This is a genomic window from Rhodanobacter sp. FW106-HT46G03, from assembly GCF_058789895.1.
In genome coordinates this window covers 2,327,143-2,344,816 of the sequence record NZ_JBYTCC010000001.1, presented here as the reverse complement: position 1 = coordinate 2,344,816, position 17,674 = coordinate 2,327,143, and the positions used below count along the sequence as shown (strand labels likewise).

The following is a 17,674-nucleotide window of genomic DNA, read 5'->3' as shown; positions in this document are numbered from 1 at the left end:
TCATGGATTACGACCGCTACGACCACATCCGCGCCGTGCAATGGCGCGGCGACCACCTGCATTTGCTCGACCAGCGTCGTCTACCGCAGGAGGAATGCTGGCTCGACTGCCGGCAGGCGGCCGACGTGGTGCAGGCCATCCGCGAGCTTGCCGTGCGCGGTGCGCCGGCGATCGGCATCGCCGCCGCGTGGGGTGTGGTACTGGCCGGGCGCAGCGGTACCGACATGGATACCGCGCTGGCCGATCTGCGCGCCGCGCGACCCACCGCCGTCAACCTGATGTGGGCGCTGGACCGGATGCGCGCGCGCCACGCGGCCGGCGCCGATGCCGCCGCGTTGGCTGCCGAGGCGCAAGCCATCCAGGACGAAGACCTTGCCGCGAACCGCCACATGGGCGAGCTGGGCGCGGCGTTGATCGCGTCTGGTTCCGGCGTGCTCACCCATTGCAACACCGGGTCGCTGGCCACCGCTGGTTTCGGCACCGCGCTGGGGGTCATTCGTGCCGGCGTCGCGCAGGGGCGCATTGCACAGGTGTACGCCGGCGAGACGCGACCGTGGCAGCAGGGCGCGCGGCTCACCATGTACGAGCTGGTGCGCGATGGCATCGCGGCCCGGCTCATTGCCGATTCCGCGGCCGCCCACTTGATGAAAACCGGCGCGGTGCAATGGGTGATCGTGGGTGCGGATCGCATTGCCGCCAACGGTGATACCGCGAACAAGATCGGCACCTACCAACTTGCGATTGCCGCGAAATACCACGGCGTGAAGTTCATGGTGGTGGCGCCGTCCTCCACGGTGGACATGGCTACTGCGAGCGGTGATGCCATCGCGATCGAGATGCGCGATCCCGAAGAGCTTTTTTCCATCGCAGGCAAACGCGTGGTGGTGGCGGGCGCGCAAGCCTGGAACCCGGTGTTCGACGTGACGCCGGCGGCATTGATCGACGCCATCGTCACCGAGCGCGGCGTGATCGAACGCCCCACGGCGCAGGCCATGCAGGCGGCTTTCCGGGCGTGATCGGCCGCGTGATTGCGCACCTTGACGACGAGCCTTTTCGCGGGTTGCGGCACGGGCTTTCCGCGATTGCGTCCGGAAAGCCCAACCTGTTGATCTGAAAAGCCTATTTGCCCCGGCTTTACAGGCAAAAACAGGTTGTCTGTGCTATAGTTGAAGGGTTGATTTTCTGCGTTTGCACGCAACGTGCAACGCGTCCACTGCGCTCACCAGGGAAGCCGATTGATGGCAGAACTCGCCAAAGAAATCATCCGCGTCAACATCGAAGACGAAATGCGCCAGAGTTACCTCGATTACGCCATGAGCGTGATCGTGGGGCGTGCGTTGCCGGATGTGCGCGACGGGTTGAAACCGGTGCACCGCCGCGTGTTGTTTGCGATGAACGAACTGGGTAATGCGTGGAACAAGCCGTACAAAAAATCCGCACGCGTGGTGGGCGACGTCATCGGCAAATACCACCCGCACGGCGATTCCTCGGTGTACGACGCCATCGTGCGTCTGGCGCAGCCGTTCTCGCTGCGCTACATGCTGGTGGACGGCCAGGGCAACTTCGGTTCGGTCGACGGCGACAGCCCCGCCGCCATGCGTTACACCGAAGTGCGCATGTCCAAGCTCGCCCATGAGCTTCTGGCGGACATCGACAAGGAAACCGTCGACTTCGGACCCAACTACGACGAGAGCGAGCACGAGCCGCTGGTGCTGCCCACCAAGGTACCGAACCTTCTGGTGAACGGCTCGGCCGGCATTGCGGTGGGCATGGCGACCAACGTGCCGCCGCACAACCTGAGCGAAGTGATCGCGGCCACGATTGCGCTGATCGACGACCCGTCGCTCGGCGTCGATGCGCTGATGCATTACATCCCCGGCCCGGATTTCCCCACCGCTGGCATCATCAACGGCGCCGGCGGCATCGTCGAGGCCTACCGTACCGGTCGCGGCCGCATCCTGGTGCGCGCCAGAGCCGAGATCGAAACGGCCTCCAACGGCCGCGAGACGATCCTCGTCCACGAGATTCCGTACCAGGTGAACAAGGCGCGGCTGATCGAGAAGATCGCCGAGCTGGTGAAGGAAAAGAAGGTCGAAGGCATCAGCGAGCTGCGCGACGAGTCCGACAAGGACGGCATGCGCATCGTGATCGAAGTGCGCCGCGACGCAATGGCGGACGTGGTGCTGAACAACCTGTTCCAGCAGACCCAGCTGCAGGTCACCTTCGGCATCAACATGGTGGCGCTGGTCGATGGCCAGCCGCGCACGCTGGGGCTCAAGGAAATTCTCGAAGCCTTTATCCGCCACCGCCGCGAAGTGGTTACGCGACGCACCATCTTCGACCTGCGCAAAGCGCGCGCGCGCGCACACATCCTCGAAGGCCTCACGGTGGCGCTGGCCAACATCGACGAGATGATCGAGCTCATCAAGACCTCGTCGTCGCCACAGGAAGCGCGTGAGCGCATGCTGGCGCGCAAGTGGCAACCCGGCGTGGTGGGAGCGCTGCTTGCCGCAGCTGGCGCTGAAGCTTCGCGCCCCGAGGATCTCGATCCGCGCGAGGGCCTCAAGCCGGATGGCTACCAGCTGTCCGACGTGCAGGCGCAGGAAATCCTTGCAATGCGCCTGCATCGCCTGACCGGCCTGGAGCAGGAGAAACTTTCCGACGAATACAAGGCGATCCTCGAAACCATCCGCGGCCTGATCGAGATCCTCGAGGATCCGGATCGCCTGCTGGCCGTCATTCGCGGCGAGCTGGAAGCGATCCGCACCGAGTTCGGCGATGCGCGGCGCACCGAGATCCAGCATTCCAAGGAGGACCTGAACGTCCTCGACCTGATCGCGCCCGAAGACATGGTGGTGACGCTCTCGCACACCGGTTACGTCAAGCGCCAGCCGGCCAGTACCTACCGCGCACAGAAGCGCGGCGGCAAGGGCCGCTCCGCCTCGGCGCTGAAGGACGAGGATGTGGTCGAGCAGTTGTGGGTGGTCAACACCCACGACACGCTGCTCACTTTCACCAGTACCGGGCGCGTGTACTGGCTCAACGTGTACGAAATCCCCGAGGCCGGTCCGGGCGCGCGCGGCAAGCCGATCATCAATCTCCTGTCGCTCGGCGAGGGCGAGAAGGTACAGGCGGTGCTCACCGTGCGCGAGTACGACGAGAACCACTTCGTGTTCTTTGCGACGAAACGGGGCACGGTCAAGAAAACCCCGCTCACCGAGTTCGCGTTCCAACTGCAAAAGGGCAAGCAGGCGATCAAGCTTGCCGAGGGCGACGCGCTGGTCGATGTCGAGTTGACCGATGGCAACAGCGACATCCTGCTGTTTGCCGCCAACGGCAAGGTCAACCGTTTCGATGAGAACACTGTACGTTCGATGGGCCGCACCGCCACCGGCGTGCGCGGCATGCGGCTGGCTGAAGGCGTCGAGGTGGTGTCGCTGATCGTTGCCACCGAAGGCGACATCCTTACTGCCACCGAGCGCGGTTACGGCAAGCGCACGTCGCTCGCCGACTTCCCGAAGAAGGGCCGCGGCACCCAGGGTGTGATCGGCATCCAGTGCTCCGATCGCAACGGCATGCTGGTGGCTGCGGTGCAGGTCACCGAGGCGCACGAGCTGATGCTGATTTCCAACCAGGGCACGCTGGTGCGGACCCGCGTCGGTGAAATCTCGCAGCTTGGCCGCAACACCCAGGGCGTCACCCTGATGCGCCTGCCGGCCGACGAGTCGCTGGTCAGCGTCGTGCGGCTGGAAGCCGAGGAGGACGACGGCAACGACGAGACCCCCGCGGGCGACGCTGGTGATGCCCCGACCGGCGAGGCGGGTGAAACGCCTGCAAGCGATGCCGGCGAGCCGCCCGCCGACGCCTGATCGGCAGCTCGCGAGCACGACGAAAAGCCCCGGTTCCACCGGGGCTTTTCGTTTCGCGCCGTCGGCGCCGCGAGCGGCAGGCGGTCGCGTTTCCCCCGCACGGGCCCCCGGGCATCTGCCCGGCTGGACCGTACGAAACGGGGGCCCAGTCGGGAACCCGGCAGGTCGCTTGGTCCGGCAGTTGCGACCAGAAGCGCGGCCATCCGGCCCAGACTGTATCGGAGAAGCTCGCTCCCAGCCTCTCGTCGCTGCTGCAGGCGAGCCACCTTGCTTCCGGAAAACAGTTTGATATATTTAAAACCATGAAACAGAAGACGGCAGTCGAAGTGCTCAAGGCATTGGCCCAGGACACGCGGCTCGCGATCTATCGCCTGCTGGTGCAGGCTGGCCCGGAAGGCCTCGCGGTGGGAGAGGTGGCAGGTCGCCTGAACCTTCCATCTCCGACCTTGACCAGCCATCTCAACGTGCTTCGGCGCGCCAACCTGGTGCGCGATACGCGCGAAGGCCGTTCGATCCGGTGCCGTGCCGATTACGCGCGCATGAACGCGTTGCTTGGATTCCTGACCGAGAACTGCTGCGACGGCGACGTCGCTGCCTGTGCTCCCGCATGCACACCCCGACCCAAACGGAGATCATCCCCATGAAACGCTTTCACGTGCACGTCAACGTCAATGACCTGGACGCCAGCATCCGCTTCTATTCCACCCTGTTCGGCAGCGCGCCGACCGTGCACAAGCCGGACTATGCCAAGTGGATGCTGGAGGATCCGCGCGTCAACTTCGCGATCTCGCAGCGCGGCCGCGCGGCTGGCGTGGATCACCTCGGCATGCAGGCGGAGGATGGCGCCGAGCTGGAAGCCATCGGCGCGCGGTTGATGGCGGCCGATGCCGTTTCCCTGGCCGAGCCGGACACCACGTGCTGCTACGCGCATTCGGACAAGTACTGGGCGGAAGACCCGCAGGGCGTGCGTTGGGAGACTTTCCACACCCACGGTGAGGCGACGACTTACTCGGTCCCCGCGGCAGCGGCGGATGCCGCAGGATCCGCGGCGTGTTGCGGCCCGCAGTCCTCCTGCTGCAGGCCGAAGGCATCCGCGGCGAAGGCGGACGCATGACCGTTGCGGCGCCGTATCGCGTGCTGTTCCTCTGCACGGGCAATTCGGCGCGCAGCATCATGGCCGAGGCGTTGTTGAACATCCTCGGCGAGGGACGTTTCGAGGCGTTCAGCGCCGGCAGCCACCCCACGGGGCGTGTCCAACCGCTGGCGGCGGAACTTGCCGTCGGCATCGGCTATCCGGCCGAGCGCCTGTGGAGCAAATCCTGGGACGAGTTTGCCGGGGATGGTGCGCCGCCGATGGACTTCGTGATCACGGTCTGCGACAACGCCGCGGGTGAAACTTGCCCGGCGTGGCTCGGCTCGCCCGTCACCGCGCATTGGGGTGTTCCCGATCCGGCGCAGGTGGCGGGCGACGACGTCGCACGGCGTACGGCGTACGGCGTATCGGCAGGCGTGGTCGCTCCTGCGCAAGCGCATCGAACGGTTGCTGGCGCTTCCGGCCGAGCGGCTTGCGAACCCGGATTTGCAGGAGATCGCGCTCGACCGTGCAGCGCCACGCGGGTAACGACACCGCCGGTGGTTCGGGGTGGCGACACCGCGCGGTGGCGAGGCGTCATTCGCCACCCCGCCGAGGCGGGCAGCGTTGTTCAGCCGCGTGCAACGATGACGTCGAGCATGGCCTCAGCGGTGGACACCCGCAGCTCGCCCGGCGCTTCCACCTGCAACAGTTTCACTACACCGTCCTCGGCGTACAGCGCGGAGCGGCGAGTGCGCAGGCCCATGCCGTAGGCCCGGCGGTCCAGCTCCAGGCCGAGTGCGCGGGTGAAATCGCCGTTGCCGTCGGCCAGCATCCCGAGCCCTGGCGGCACGCGCCGACTGGCCGCCCAGGCCTGCATCACGTAGGCGTCGTTGACGGCCAGGCAGTACACCGCGATGCCCCGCTGGCGAAACGCGTCGAACGCGTCGACGTAGCCGGGCAGGTGTTTCTCCGAACACGTCGGCGTGAATGCGCCGGGGACGCCGAACAGGAGGGTCTTGCCGCGCGCGAACAGGTCGCCGGTGCGGGCGGTGCGGATGCCGTCGTCGACCAGGCGAACCTCGGCGTCGGGCAGGTGTTGGCCAATGGCGATGGACATGGGCAGGTCTCCGATATGCAAGGTGAGTTTGGCATGTACGGCGCCGCTTGAATCCGCCGCGCTCGCACCTATTTCTTGGTGCAGGCGGCGGTGGCGCCGCAATCCATTCGAGGTTATCCCATGAGCATTACCCGGCACGTGGCTTGGGGCATTCCCAACGACATGCAATCGTTCCGTCAGGCGGTCGAGCGCTTCCTTGGCCCGGAGGACGGCGACCAGTCCAACGTGGTGACCAGCCAGTGGGCGCCGCAGGTGGACATCAAGGAAGAGGAAAAGCGGTTCGTGATTCTGGCCGACGTCCCCGGCGTGGATCCTGCGCAGATCGAAGTGAGCATGGACAAGGGCATTCTTACCATAAAGGGCGAACGCCCCGCCGACGGCGACCTCAGCCGGTTCACCCGCCAGGAGCGCGTGCGCGGTACCTTCCATCGCCGCTTCAGCCTGCCTGACAGCGCCGACGCCGAAGGCATCACCGCCAGCGGCAAGTTCGGGGTGCTGGAAATCGCGATTCCGAAGAAGGCGGAGACCACGCCGCGGCGGATCAGCATCAGCACGGCCCAGTAACGCAGTCGGGGGCGCGGGCGCCACGCTCGCGTCCCCCAGTGGTTGCGGCGCTGCCCACGGGCGGACGATGATCCGTAGTGACCAGCGTGGAGCGCGCGCGGCGCACGTCGCGCGCGTTTCTTGTGGGTGGACAGGGCGACCAGTCGGGAGCGACGGTGGAATTCAAAGACTATTACCAGATCCTCGGTGTCAAGCCGGACGCGAGCGCGGCGGAGATCAAGACCGCGTATCGCAAGCTGGCGCGGCAATATCACCCGGATCGCAACAAGCAGGCTGGCGCCGAGGAGAAATTCAAGGCGGTCAACGAGGCGCATGAGGTGTTGCACGACGCGGAAAAGCGTCGGGCCTACGACCAAGTGCGTGCCGGCGGCTACCGCGGCGGCGAGCAGTTTCGGCCGCCACCGGGCTGGGGCCAGCAAGGCCAGGGTTTTGATTTCGGCGGTGGTGGCGGCGACGGCGAGTTCAGCGACTTTTTCGAGAGCCTGTTCAACCGTGGCGGCGCGCGCGGCCAGCCGCGTTCGCGGCGTGGCAGTGATGTGCAGGCGCACGTGGAGATCGACTTGCACACCGCGTTTGCCGGTGGCCGCACGCGGCTCAGCTTGCAGGATGGCAAGGGCGAGCGCGTGCTCGAAGTGAAGATTCCGGCAGGTATCCAGCCCGGCCAGGTAATCCGTCTGGCGGGGCAAGGGCGGCCGGGAAGCACCGGGGCGTCCAGCGGCGATCTGCTGCTCGAAGTCGGCATCCGGGCGGATGCCCAGTTCCAGTTGGACGGCCGTAACGTGGTGCACGTGCTCGCAATTGCACCCTGGGAAGCCGCGCTGGGTGCAGTGATTCCGGTACCGACGCTGGCCGGACCGGTCGAGCTGCGCATCCCCGCCGGTTCGCAATCGGGACGCAAGCTGCGCTTGAAAGGCCGGGGCATGCCGGGCACTCCGCCGGGCGATCAGTTGGTGGAGCTGTCGATTCGCGCGCCCGAGGCAACCACCGACAAGCAGCGCGCCGCTTACGAGGCCTTGCACAAGCAGTTTGCGGATTTCGATCCGCGCGCCTGAGCGGGTTTTGGCGCGGCAACAAAAAACGGCGCTCCAAGGCGCCGTTTTTTGCATGGGGCAGGAACCGCGATCAGGCCGGCAACAGCGCCTTCAGGGTCGCCGCCAGCTCCTCTTCCCGCACCGGTTTGGTGACGTAGGCCTTGGCACCTTGGCGCATGCCCCACACCTTGTCGGTTTCCTGATCCTTGGTGGTGACCAGCACGACCGGGATGTGCGCGGTGGTCGGGTCCTTGCTGATGGTGCGCGTGGCCTGGAAACCGTTGAGGTTGGGCATGACGACGTCCATCAGGATGAGGTCGGGGATCTCGCGCTTGGCCACTTCGACGCCGGCGGCGCCGTCTTCATCAGTCAATGCCTCGTGCCCGAGTTTTTCGACGATGCGCTTCAGGCCGAGCAATTGCGACGGCGAGTCGTCGACGATCAGGATGCGTGCCATGGACGAGCGGATTCCCGGTGGTATGCGGGGATTTTAAGCCTGTTGCTGCAGTGCGTCCAAGCGCGGCTCAGGCGGCCGCGCCGACGCGCACCACGGTGCGCCCGAACGAGGCACCGGCCAGCATCCGCGCGAATACCTCGGGCAGTGTTTCCAGCGTGGCCGTATGGGTGAGGATGCGGTCGAGGTGCTGCGGTTTCCAGTCGTCGGCCAGATGCTGCCATACGCGGTCGCGCAGCACCCGCGCAGTGCCGGCCGAGGCCACGCCAAGCAGGTTCACGCCGCGGATGATGAACGGCATCACCGTGGTGTCGAATGCAAAGCCGCCGGCATTGCCGCAGATGGCCACGTTGCCGTAAGCCGACACCAGCGGCAGCAAGCCGGCCAGCAGCTTGCCGCCGACGGTATCGAACACGCCGCCGAAGCGGGCGGAATCCAACGGCTTGCCGCTGAAGGCGAGCGTGCGCCGGTCGATGCACTCGGCGGCGCCAAGCGTCTTGAGATGATCGAAATGTTCGGGCTTGCCGCTGATCGCCTGCACCGTGTAGCCGGCGCGGCTGAAGATGTCGACCGCAAGCTGGCCGACACCGCCGGTGGCGCCGGTGATCGCAATCGGGCCGAGTGCCGGGGTCTGCCGGTTGTCCCGCATGTGCACCAGGGCGAGTGCGGCGGTGAAACCGGCGGTGCCGAGGATCATGCTTTCGTGCAGGCTGAGACCGCCGGGCAACGGGATCGCCCAGCGCGCGTCGAGCTGCGCGTATTCGGCATAGCCGCCGTCGCGGTTTTCCGACAACCCGCTGCCGGTGCACAGCACGGCGTCGCCCTCCTTGAACGCCGGGTCGGTGGAGGCGGCGACGTGGCCGGCGAGGTCGATGCCGCCGTTGAGCGGATAACGGCGGAGGATCTTGCCCTTGCCAGTGCCCGCCAACGCATCTTTGTAGTTGACCGAGGAGTACGCGACCTTGACCAGCACCTCGCCCGGCGTCAGCGCGTCGGTGTCCATCGGCTCAATGCCGGCACGGTGGCCGGCGTCGTCGTGGTGGATGCGGAAGGCACGAAAGCTGGGCATGACGAGCTCCTCGGATGGGATGGCGGTTCAAGCGTGCACGCTGTCGCGGTCGATCCATTTGGGTTGGTAGCCGCCCTGATAATCCTGCATCCAGTCGAACAGGGCGTCGATCTCCTCGCCGAACCACACGCTGTCGCGCTGCGCCTGGCGCACGAAGCGCTCGGCAACCATGTGGTCCACCATCGCGCGCAGGTCGCGGTAGTAGCCGCGCACGTCGAGGAAGGCGCACGGGCAACGGTGCAGACCGAGTTGCGCCCAGGTCAGCATCTCGAACATCTCGTCCATGGTGCCGAAGCCGCCGGGCAGGGCCACGAATGCCTCGGCCAGCTCGAACATGCGCGTCTTGCGCTGGTGCATGGTATCCACCACCACCAGCTCGGTGAGCCCCTTGTGCGCCACCTCGCGCTCCACCAGCTGGCGCGGGATCACGCCGATGGCCTGGCCGCCGCCGGCCAGCACCGCATCGGCCATCACGCCCATCAGCCCCACGTTGCCGCCGCCGTAGACCAGGCGGATCCCGCGCCTGGCCATTTCGGTACCGAAGGCGTGCGCCTGTTCGGCGTATTCGGGGTGCCTGCCGCGGTTGGAACCGCAATAGACGCAAAGGGCAGTGGGTTGGGGCATGGGGTGCTCAAGTCGTGCAGGTGGTGCGGGATCCCGCTTGCCGGCGGTGGCCTGATCGAAAAGGCACCGCCCGTAAGCGGACTCCTGCCGCCGGGGGTGGAAACGAAACGGCCCGCCCATGTTGCCACGGGCGGGCCGCAGGCGAGCAGCAGGGAATCAGTTGCCCTTGTGGATCGCCCGCTTGTCGACCGACAGCGCGGCTTCGTGCACGGCTTCCGACAGCGTCGGGTGGGCGTGGACGATGCGCGCGAGGTCCTCGGAGGAGCCCTTGAACTCCATCGCCACCACGCACTCGGCGACCAGCTCGGAGACGCCCGGGCCGACCATGTGCACGCCAAGGATGCGGTCGGTCTCGGCATGGGCGAGCATCTTCACCATGCCGACGCCCTCGTTCATGGCGACGGCGCGGCCGATCGCGGCGAACGGGAAGTTGCCGGTCTTGTATGGCACGCCTTCGGCCTTGAGCTGCTGCTCGCTCTTGCCGACCCAGGCCACTTCCGGCTCGGTGTAGATCACGAACGGAATGGTGTCGAGGTTGACGTGGCCGGCCTTGCCGGCGATCCACTCGGCCACCGCCACGCCTTCCTCGGAGCCCTTGTGGGCCAGCATCGGGCCGCGCACCGCATCGCCCACCGCCCACACGCCATCGACGCCGGTGTGGTTGTGCTCGTCGATCACGATCCGGCCGCGCTCGTCGAGCTTGACGCCGGTGTCCTCGGCCAGAAGCTCCTTGGTGTACGCGCGGCGGCCGACGGCCACCAGCAGTTTGTCGACCACCAGGGTCTGCTCGCCGGCCTTGTCGGTGTAGGTGAGGTGCACGCCGTCCTTCTTGACCTCGGCCTTGTTGAGCTTGGCATCGAGCTTGATGTCCAGCCCCTGCTTGGCGAACTCCTTGGCGGCGATCTTGGCGACGTCGGCATCGGTGGCGGCAAGGAAGGTGGGCAACGCCTCGATGATGGTGACTTCGCTGCCCATGCGGCGCCACACGCTGCCCAGCTCCAGCCCGATCACGCCGGCGCCAATCACGCCGAGGCGCTTCGGAACCTCGGTGAAATCGAGCGCGCCGGCGTTGTCCACGATGTGCTTGCCGTCGAACTTGGCGAACGGCAGCTCGATCGGAATCGAGCCGGAAGCGAGCACCACGTTGGTGGCGCTGATCGTCTGCTTGCTGCCGTCGGCGGCGGTGATCTCCACCTGGTTGCCCTTGAGCAGCTTGCCGGTGCCGTAGTACGGCGTGACCTTGTTGGCCTTGAACAACTGGCCGATGCCGCCGGTGAACTGCTTGACGATCTTGTCCTTGCGGGCGATGAACGCGGCCATGTCGACCTTGGCGTCCTTCACGCTGATGCCGTGCGCCGGCAGATTGTGCGCGAGGTTCCAGAACTGGCGCGAGGAATCCAGCAGGGCCTTGGACGGAATGCAGCCCACGTTCAGGCAGGTGCCACCCAGCGCCTGTTTGCCGTCCTTGCCGGTGAACGCGTCGATGCAGGCGGTCTTCAGGCCCAGTTGCGCGGCGCGGATTGCGGCCACATAGCCGGCCGGACCGGCGCCGATGACGATGACATCGAATTGTTCGCTCATTTCATTCACTCACGGGATTCGGGATTTGGGATTCGGGATTCGCAAGGGCAAGGGCGCGTGGCGTCGAGGCGAGTCCCGAATGTCGCGCGGGGCCCGGGTGGGACGGGAATTCGAAAGGGCATCTGGTGCGCGCTTTTTCGAATCCCAAATCCCAAATCCCGAATCCCGGATGTTGCCCGGCCTTACAGGCCGAGCAACATCTTGTGCGGGTTCTCCAACTGGTTCTTGATGTCGACCAGGAACAGCACCGCGTCCTTGCCGTCGATGATGCGGTGGTCGTAGCTGATCGCGATGTACATCATCGGCGCGGCGATGACCTGGCCGTTCTCGACGATGGCGCGCTCCTTGATGGTGTGCATGCCGAGGATGGCGCTCTGCGGCGGGTTCACGATCGGGGTGGAGAGCAGCGAACCGAACGTGCCGCCGTTGGTGATGGTGAAGGTGCCGCCCTGGAGGTCATCCAGCGAGAGCTTGCCGGCGCGCGCTTTCTGCGCGTAGTCGGCGATGCCCTTCTCGATGTCGGCAAAGCTCATGTTCTCGGCGTTGCGCAGCACCGGGGTGACCAGGCCGCGGTCGGTGGACACCGCGATCGAGATGTCCTGGTAGCCGTGGTAGATGATGTCGGTGCCGTCGACCGAGGCATTTACGGTCGGGTGGTGCTTGAGCGCCTCCACCGCAGCCTTGACGAAGAAGCTCATATAGCCGAGCTTGATGCCTTGTTCTTTCAGGAACTGCTCGCCCAGCGCCTTGCGCATCTTGGCGACCTCGGCGAGGTTCACCTCGTTGAACGAGGTCAGCATCGCGATCGAGTTCTTCGACTGCATCAGGCGCTCGGCGATGCGCTGGCGGATGCGGGTCATCGGCACGCGCTCTTCCGGACGGGCACCCGGGGTGGCGGCGACGACCGGTGCCGGCGCAGCGGCGGCTGCCGGCTTGGGGGCACCGGCGTTGAGCACGTCTTCCTTGATGATGCGGCCGTCGCGGCCGGTGCCCGCAATGCCGGAAGGATCGACGTGGTTTTCAGTGGCGACCCGCTGGGCGGCGGGCGACAGTGCGGCACCGCCTGCCGGGGCGGCGACCGGGGCCGGAGCGGGTGCCGCGGCGGCGGGAGCGGGAGCGGCTGCAGTCGGTGCCGGCGTAGCGGCAACCGCGCCTTCCTCGATCACCGCGATCACCTGCTGCCCGTTCACGGTGGCGCCGGTGTCCTGTTTGATTTCCTTCAGCACACCGTCGACCGGCGAGGGCACTTCCAGTACGACCTTGTCGGTCTCGAGATCGACCAGGTTCTCGTCGCGCTTCACCGCTTCGCCCACCTTTTTGTACCAGGTGGCAATGGTGGCGTCGGAGACCGACTCGGGCAGGACGGGGACTTTGACTTCGATGGACATGACGGGCCCTTGGGTTGGTGCGCTCGTCCCGCGAGCGCGGAGAACAAAAGCGGCCATCCGTGGCCGCGCAATTCGGGGAAACTTCAGTCGGCGAGGTAGTCGGTGCCGATTGGCGCGACCAGCGCTTGTTCGACCAGCGCTGCCTGTTCGGCGATATGCGTATTGAGATGGCCGGCGGCCGGCGCCGGCGAGCGTGCGCGGCCGGCGTAGGACAGGCTGTGGTTGCCGTCCGCGCAGGCCTGCAGGTGATGGCGGATCTGGAACCAGGCACCCTGGTTCATCGGCTCCTCCTGACACCACACGACTTCCTTCGCGGCCGGGTACTTGGCCAGTTCGGCAACGACCTCGGAACGCGGGAACGGATACAGCTGTTCGACGCGCACGATGGCAACCTGGTCCAGCCCATCCTTTTCCGCCCGTTCGAGCAGGTCGTAGTAGACCTTGCCGGCGCACAGCACCACCCGCTTGACCTTCTTTGCCGCCAGCTTGCGGTGCTCGCCGATCACCAGCTGGAAGCTGCCGTTGGCCAATTCGTCCAGGGTGGAGACCGCGAGCTTGTGGCGCAGCAGGGACTTTGGCGTCATCACGATCAGCGGCTTGCGCACCTTGCGCAGCATCTGCCGGCGCAGCATGTGGAAATCCTGCGCCGGGGTGGTGGGCACGCACACCTGCATGTTGTCCATGGCGCACAGCTGCAGATAGCGCTCAAGGCGCGCGGAGGAGTGCTCCGGCCCCTGGCCTTCATAGCCGTGCGGCAGGTACAACACGAGGCCGGACGAGCGGTTCCACTTGGCTTCGCCCGAGCTGATGAACTGGTCGATGACCACTTGCGAGCCGTTGGCGAAGTCGCCGAACTGGGCTTCCCAGATGCTGAGCGTGTCCGGGTCGGTGGTGGAGTAGCCGTACTCGTAGGCCATCACCGCGAGCTCGGAGAGCAGCGAGTCGATCACTTCCACGTTGGCGCCGGCGCGGATCGTCGACAGCGGCATGTAGGTGCGGCCGTCCTTCTGGTCATGCAGCACCGCGTGGCGATGGAAGAACGTGCCGCGGCTGGTGTCCTGGCCAACCAGGCGCAAGTCGTGGCCGTCGGCGATGATCGTCGCGTAGGCAAGGTTTTCGGCAAAGCCCCAATCGGCGGCATGCTCGCCGCTTGCCATCTTGCGGCGGTCGTCGTAGATCTTCGCCACGCGCGACTGCAGCGTGATGTCTTTGGGGATGACCAGCAGCTGGTTGGCAAGCTTGAGCAGCTCGGCCTTGGGTACCGTGGTGGCGACCGGATCGGAAAGCTTGCCTTCGAGGTGCTGCGCCCAGTCGATCTGGATGTCGCGCTGCGGGTGCGGGTCGAGATCGGTCACCGGGTTGCCGGCTTCCAGCTCGGCGCGGTAGGTGTCGAAGCGCTGCTGCACCTCGGTGGCCGCGATCACGCCTTCGGCGAGCAGCTGCTTGCCGTAGATTTCGCGCGTTGGCGGCCGCTTCTTGATGAGGGCGTACATCACCGGCTGGGTCGCCATCGGCTCGTCGGCTTCGTTGTGGCCGTGGCGGCGGAAGCACACCACCTCGATCACCACGTCCTTGCGGAATTGCACGCGGAAATCGTAGGCCAGCCGCACCGCTTCGATCACCGCTTCCGGATCGTCGCCGTTGACGTGCAGCACCGGCGCGTTGACCATTTTCGCCAGGTCGGTGCAGTACAGCGTGGAGCGCGTGTCCTGCGTGCTGGAGGTGGTAAAGCCCACCTGGTTGTTGACCACCACGTGCAGGCTGCCGCCGATCTTGAAGCCGCGCAGCTGCGACATGTTGAACAGTTCCATGTTCACGCCCTGGCCGGCGAGCGCGGAGTCGCCGTGCACCAGCACCGCCATCGAGCGCGTGCGTTCGGTATCGCCGCGGCGCACCTGGCGCGCACGCACCGAGCCGGACACCACCGGGTTGACGATTTCCAGATGCGAGGGGTTGAACGCCAGCGCCACGTGGGTGCCGCCGTTCGGCGTCTTGACGTCGGCGGAGAAGCCCATGTGGTACTTCACGTCGCCGGAATGCGCCGGGTCGTCGGGGCTTTCGAAGTGGCCCTCGAACTCATCGAACAGCGAACGCGGTGACTTGCCGAGGATGTTGACCAGCACGTTCAGGCGGCCGCGGTGGGCCATGCCGATCACCACCTCCTTGACGCCACTGTCGCCCGCGGTGCGCACCACGTCGTCGAGCAGCGGGATCAGGCTGTCGCCGCCTTCGAGCGAGAAGCGCTTCTGGCCGACGTACTTGGTGTGCAGGTAGCGTTCGAGGCCGTCGGCGGCAGTGAGCTCATCCAGGATGTGCAGCTTGCCGGCCTTGTCCAGCCCGGCGCTGCCGTTGGCCTTTTCCAGCCGCGTGTAGATCCAGTTGCGCTGCACATGGTCGGAGATGTGCATGAACTCGGCACCGATCGAACCGGTATAGACCTTCTTGAGGCGGGCCCACAGTTCGCGCAGCTTGAGTCGCTGGCCACCGCCGGCATACGTGCCGCAATCGAATTCAGTATCGAGATCGGCTTCGGTAAGGCCGTGGAAGGCGAGGCCGAGATCCGGCGCTTCCATCTTGCGGGCGAGGCCAAGCGGGTCGAGGTCGGCACCCAGGTGGCCGCGCGAGCGGTAGGCGGTGAGCAGGCGCAGCACGCCGGCCTGCTTGCGTGCGTGCGCGTCATCGACCGGTGCCGCCGCGGCGAAGCGGCGCTTCTGTGCGGCCTCGATGCGCGCGATCGCACCGATGTGCGACACGTCGCCGGCCTCGCGGCCCTTGAAGGTTTCGAAGTACTGGCTCCACTCGGCCGGCACCGACGCGGGGTCGGTCAGCCAGCTGTCGTAGAGGGATTCGACGTAATCGGCATTGCCGCCAGCGAGTTGGGAAGAAGTGGAAAACTCGCGGATCAGATTCGTAGTCACGTCACCACCGAAAGGGGAAGAGGTTGCGTTGATTCATCGACCAGGGGTTTGCGCGCGATAAATCCGGTGAATTATAGCCTTGTGCGAGCAGGTGAAGAAAGCTGCAGGAGTGCCCGGAACCCGCCTGCCACAAGGCCTTCCCGGCACTTCCGGGCACGACTTTCGTCGCAAACCGCATGGGGGCGCAGTTTGTTGCGAAGCGCGTTGCACAGGTGGTGCCTGATCGGTCATTCAGCGGCGTCACAGGTTGAGCGATTCGAGTTCACTGGCGCGTGACGAGCGTTCCCAGATTTCATCGAACAGACGTACCAGCGGTACCTGTGCCGGGCGGTCGCGCAAGGCGCTGCGCCCGGTTGGCTTGGTGGCGTCGGGCAGCAGCAGGTAGCCACCAGCGTCGTTCGTGAGCCAGGCACTGGTGCGTTGGCGGTCAACGTCATCCACCGGCATGCGGATGTGGATCGAGCTGGACAGCCGTTGGAACAAGGCAAGCAGACGATGATCGTCGCGCACGGCGGCGCCGGGGTCGTGCAGCAGGATGCGAATGTCGGCGCGCCGGCCGGAGGTGGCGACGCGCCGGATTTCCGCGAGCTCGGCATCGCTGGCGTAATCCTGCGGCGCCAACCGTGGCAGATGCAGGGCGAAACAGTGTTGCGCCGCCACCAGCAGTTGCAACCGCACAGCGGCGATCTCCAGATTGCCGTTGAGTACACGCAGCCGGCCATCCTCGGCGCCTGGTGCGTTCATTGACGGCGCGCCTTGCGCACGACGAAATGGCCGGCGTTGACCAGTGCCAGCAGCAGCACTTCTGCGGCCGCCGATGGTGCGGCGGACAGGGTGACTTCGCGTTGGGCACACAGGGCTTTTGCCCATGCGGCCGGGGCTGGCCAAGCCTCACCGTTCGCAAACAGGGTGGCACCGGCGCTGCCGCGCGCCCAGGCCAGACGCGACCACGGGTGGCGTAACAGGCGTGCGCCGACGGTCAGCTGCTTGTGCAAAGTTGCAGCGGGCACGCCCCGCGCCGGCGGCATGGGGGTCTGCGCGTTGCGGTAGCGGGTGATGAAGCGGCCAAACCAGTCACGCAGCGCGTCGTCGTCCAGGGCTGCGGCAAACGGCAGGGCGGTGCGCAGGCGGGTCAAGGCCGCGGCGTCGATTTTGCCGATGGCCTTGACCGGCGCCAGGTCGGGATCGGCATAGCGCAGCTCATCGGGCAGGCGCTCGGCAAGATAGTCGGCCAGGTCGCCGGTGAGCTCGGCCCGCGATGGCGCCCGCATGCCGACCGAGATCGTCATGCACGGGCCGCCAACGGCGACGCCGTCGTGCGGCACGTCGGGCGGCAGGTACAGGATGTCGCCGGGTTCGAGCAGCCACTCGTGGGTGGGTTCGAAGCGCACCAGCTGTTTCAGCTCGATGTCCGGCCGGAAACCCTTGGGTGCGGCGGGGTCGGTGCTGATCGCCCAGTGCCGCTGGCCCAGGCCCTGGATCAAAAACACGTCGTACTGGTCGACATGTGCACCCACGCCACCGCCCGGTTCGGCGTACGAAATCATGATGTCGTCGAGCCGCCAGCTGGGCAGAAACGCGAAGGGCTCCAGCAGCTTTGCCACGTCGGCATCCCACTTGTCGACGTCCTGCACCAGCAGTGTCCAGTTGCGGTCGCCGGTTTTCGCAAAGTCGGCCTCGGCCAGCGGGCCGGTTTTGAGCTGCCAGTGTTCGCGCGCTTCGTCATGGCGCACCAGCCGTGCCAGTACGCCTTCTTCGCAGGCCAGCCCGGCGAGATCATTCGGCTTGATCGGTGGCACCAGGCCGGGAAACGCATTGCGGATCAGCAGCGGGCGCTTTTGCCAGTAGACGCGCAGGAATTGCGCGGGCGACATGCCGAGCGGCTGGCGCGGGTTGCCGCGCACCTCGATCGGCGGCGTGGTGGCTGGGCGGCGAGAGCGTGCGTTTTTCATCCGCGCAGTGTAGTGGCGCGGATCGCCGCGCA

At 66.3% G+C, this 17,674-nt stretch carries 15 protein-coding genes and 1 pseudogene; 7 read left to right on the top strand and 9 right to left on the bottom strand.

Annotated elements, in window-relative coordinates; all coding sequences use genetic code 11:
- The first annotated feature begins 2 nt into the window (after positions 1-2).
- From mtnA to AC3WP6_RS10245, 5 genes and pseudogenes are all read left to right on the top strand, one after another.
- Positions 3-1,016, top strand: a complete 1,014-nt coding sequence (mtnA, locus tag AC3WP6_RS10265; RefSeq protein WP_492627616.1) for an S-methyl-5-thioribose-1-phosphate isomerase — start codon at positions 3-5, stop codon at positions 1,014-1,016.
- Between the two features lie 222 nt (positions 1,017-1,238).
- On the top strand, positions 1,239-3,869 hold the full coding sequence (gene gyrA / locus AC3WP6_RS10260) for a DNA gyrase subunit A (RefSeq protein ID WP_492627615.1): 2,631 nt from the start codon (positions 1,239-1,241) through the stop codon (positions 3,867-3,869).
- Positions 3,870-4,171: 302 nt separating this feature from the next.
- Positions 4,172-4,513 (top strand): ArsR/SmtB family transcription factor, encoded by a 342-nt coding sequence (locus AC3WP6_RS10255; protein WP_492627614.1) that lies wholly within the window; start codon positions 4,172-4,174, stop codon positions 4,511-4,513.
- Positions 4,510-4,983 (top strand): ArsI/CadI family heavy metal resistance metalloenzyme, encoded by a 474-nt coding sequence (locus AC3WP6_RS10250; RefSeq protein ID WP_492627613.1) that lies wholly within the window; start codon positions 4,510-4,512, stop codon positions 4,981-4,983. The genes AC3WP6_RS10255 and AC3WP6_RS10250 overlap by 4 nt, the downstream gene beginning before the upstream one ends.
- Positions 4,980-5,270: pseudogene (locus tag AC3WP6_RS10245) on the top strand (arsenate reductase ArsC); the annotation flags it as partial. The gene AC3WP6_RS10250 and the pseudogene AC3WP6_RS10245, both read left to right, overlap by 4 nt.
- 302 nt (positions 5,271-5,572) lie before the next feature.
- Here the strand turns inward: AC3WP6_RS10245 and AC3WP6_RS10240 are convergent.
- Entirely contained in the window at positions 5,573-6,061 is a 489-nt protein-coding gene (locus AC3WP6_RS10240; protein ID WP_492627612.1) for a peroxiredoxin, read from the bottom strand.
- 120 nt (positions 6,062-6,181) lie between these two features.
- On the opposite strand from AC3WP6_RS10240, the gene AC3WP6_RS10235 reads away from it, so the two are divergent.
- Together AC3WP6_RS10235 and AC3WP6_RS10230 are read left to right on the top strand one after the other, a co-directional pair.
- The gene (locus tag AC3WP6_RS10235) at positions 6,182-6,625 is read left to right on the top strand and encodes an Hsp20/alpha crystallin family protein (protein ID WP_492627611.1); all 444 of its coding nucleotides are present in this window, start codon (positions 6,182-6,184) and stop codon (positions 6,623-6,625) included.
- A gap of 155 nt (positions 6,626-6,780) precedes the next feature.
- A complete protein-coding gene (locus tag AC3WP6_RS10230; RefSeq protein WP_492627610.1) occupies positions 6,781-7,677 on the top strand; it encodes a DnaJ C-terminal domain-containing protein in 897 nt (298 codons plus the stop codon).
- Between the two features lie 70 nt (positions 7,678-7,747).
- Here the strand turns inward: AC3WP6_RS10230 and pilH are convergent, their stop codons facing one another.
- The 8 genes from pilH to AC3WP6_RS10190 all read right to left on the bottom strand — a co-directional run bounded on the left by pilH (position 7,748) and on the right by AC3WP6_RS10190 (position 17,642).
- Positions 7,748-8,113: a twitching motility response regulator PilH gene (gene pilH / locus AC3WP6_RS10225; RefSeq protein WP_492627609.1), complete on the bottom strand. Its 366-nt coding sequence runs from the start codon at positions 8,111-8,113 to the stop codon at positions 7,748-7,750.
- 67 nt (positions 8,114-8,180) lie between these two features.
- Positions 8,181-9,179 (bottom strand): YhdH/YhfP family quinone oxidoreductase, encoded by a 999-nt coding sequence (locus AC3WP6_RS10220; RefSeq protein WP_492627608.1) that lies wholly within the window; start codon positions 9,177-9,179, stop codon positions 8,181-8,183.
- A gap of 27 nt (positions 9,180-9,206) precedes the next feature.
- A complete protein-coding gene (locus AC3WP6_RS10215) occupies positions 9,207-9,803 on the bottom strand; it encodes an LOG family protein (RefSeq protein WP_492627607.1) in 597 nt (198 codons plus the stop codon).
- A 156-nt stretch (positions 9,804-9,959) separates the two neighbouring features.
- Positions 9,960-11,384 (bottom strand): dihydrolipoyl dehydrogenase, encoded by a 1,425-nt coding sequence (lpdA, locus tag AC3WP6_RS10210; protein WP_492627606.1) that lies wholly within the window; start codon positions 11,382-11,384, stop codon positions 9,960-9,962.
- 182 nt (positions 11,385-11,566) lie between these two features.
- Positions 11,567-12,772 carry a 2-oxoglutarate dehydrogenase complex dihydrolipoyllysine-residue succinyltransferase gene (gene odhB, locus AC3WP6_RS10205; RefSeq protein ID WP_492627605.1) on the bottom strand — a complete coding sequence of 402 codons (1,206 nt, stop codon included), beginning with the start codon at positions 12,770-12,772 and terminating at the stop codon, positions 11,567-11,569.
- Positions 12,773-12,855: 83 nt separating this feature from the next.
- Complete coding sequence (locus tag AC3WP6_RS10200) at positions 12,856-15,690, bottom strand: 2-oxoglutarate dehydrogenase E1 component (protein ID WP_492627604.1); 2,835 nt, start codon at positions 15,688-15,690, stop codon at positions 12,856-12,858.
- A 240-nt stretch (positions 15,691-15,930) separates the two neighbouring features.
- Positions 15,931-16,434 (bottom strand): DUF7931 domain-containing protein, encoded by a 504-nt coding sequence (locus AC3WP6_RS10195; protein ID WP_492627603.1) that lies wholly within the window; start codon positions 16,432-16,434, stop codon positions 15,931-15,933.
- The gene (locus AC3WP6_RS10190; protein ID WP_492628680.1) at positions 16,431-17,642 is read right to left on the bottom strand and encodes a JmjC domain-containing protein; all 1,212 of its coding nucleotides are present in this window, start codon (positions 17,640-17,642) and stop codon (positions 16,431-16,433) included. Before AC3WP6_RS10190 ends, AC3WP6_RS10195 begins: the two co-directional genes overlap by 4 nt.
- Positions 17,643-17,674: the final 32 nt, after the last annotated feature.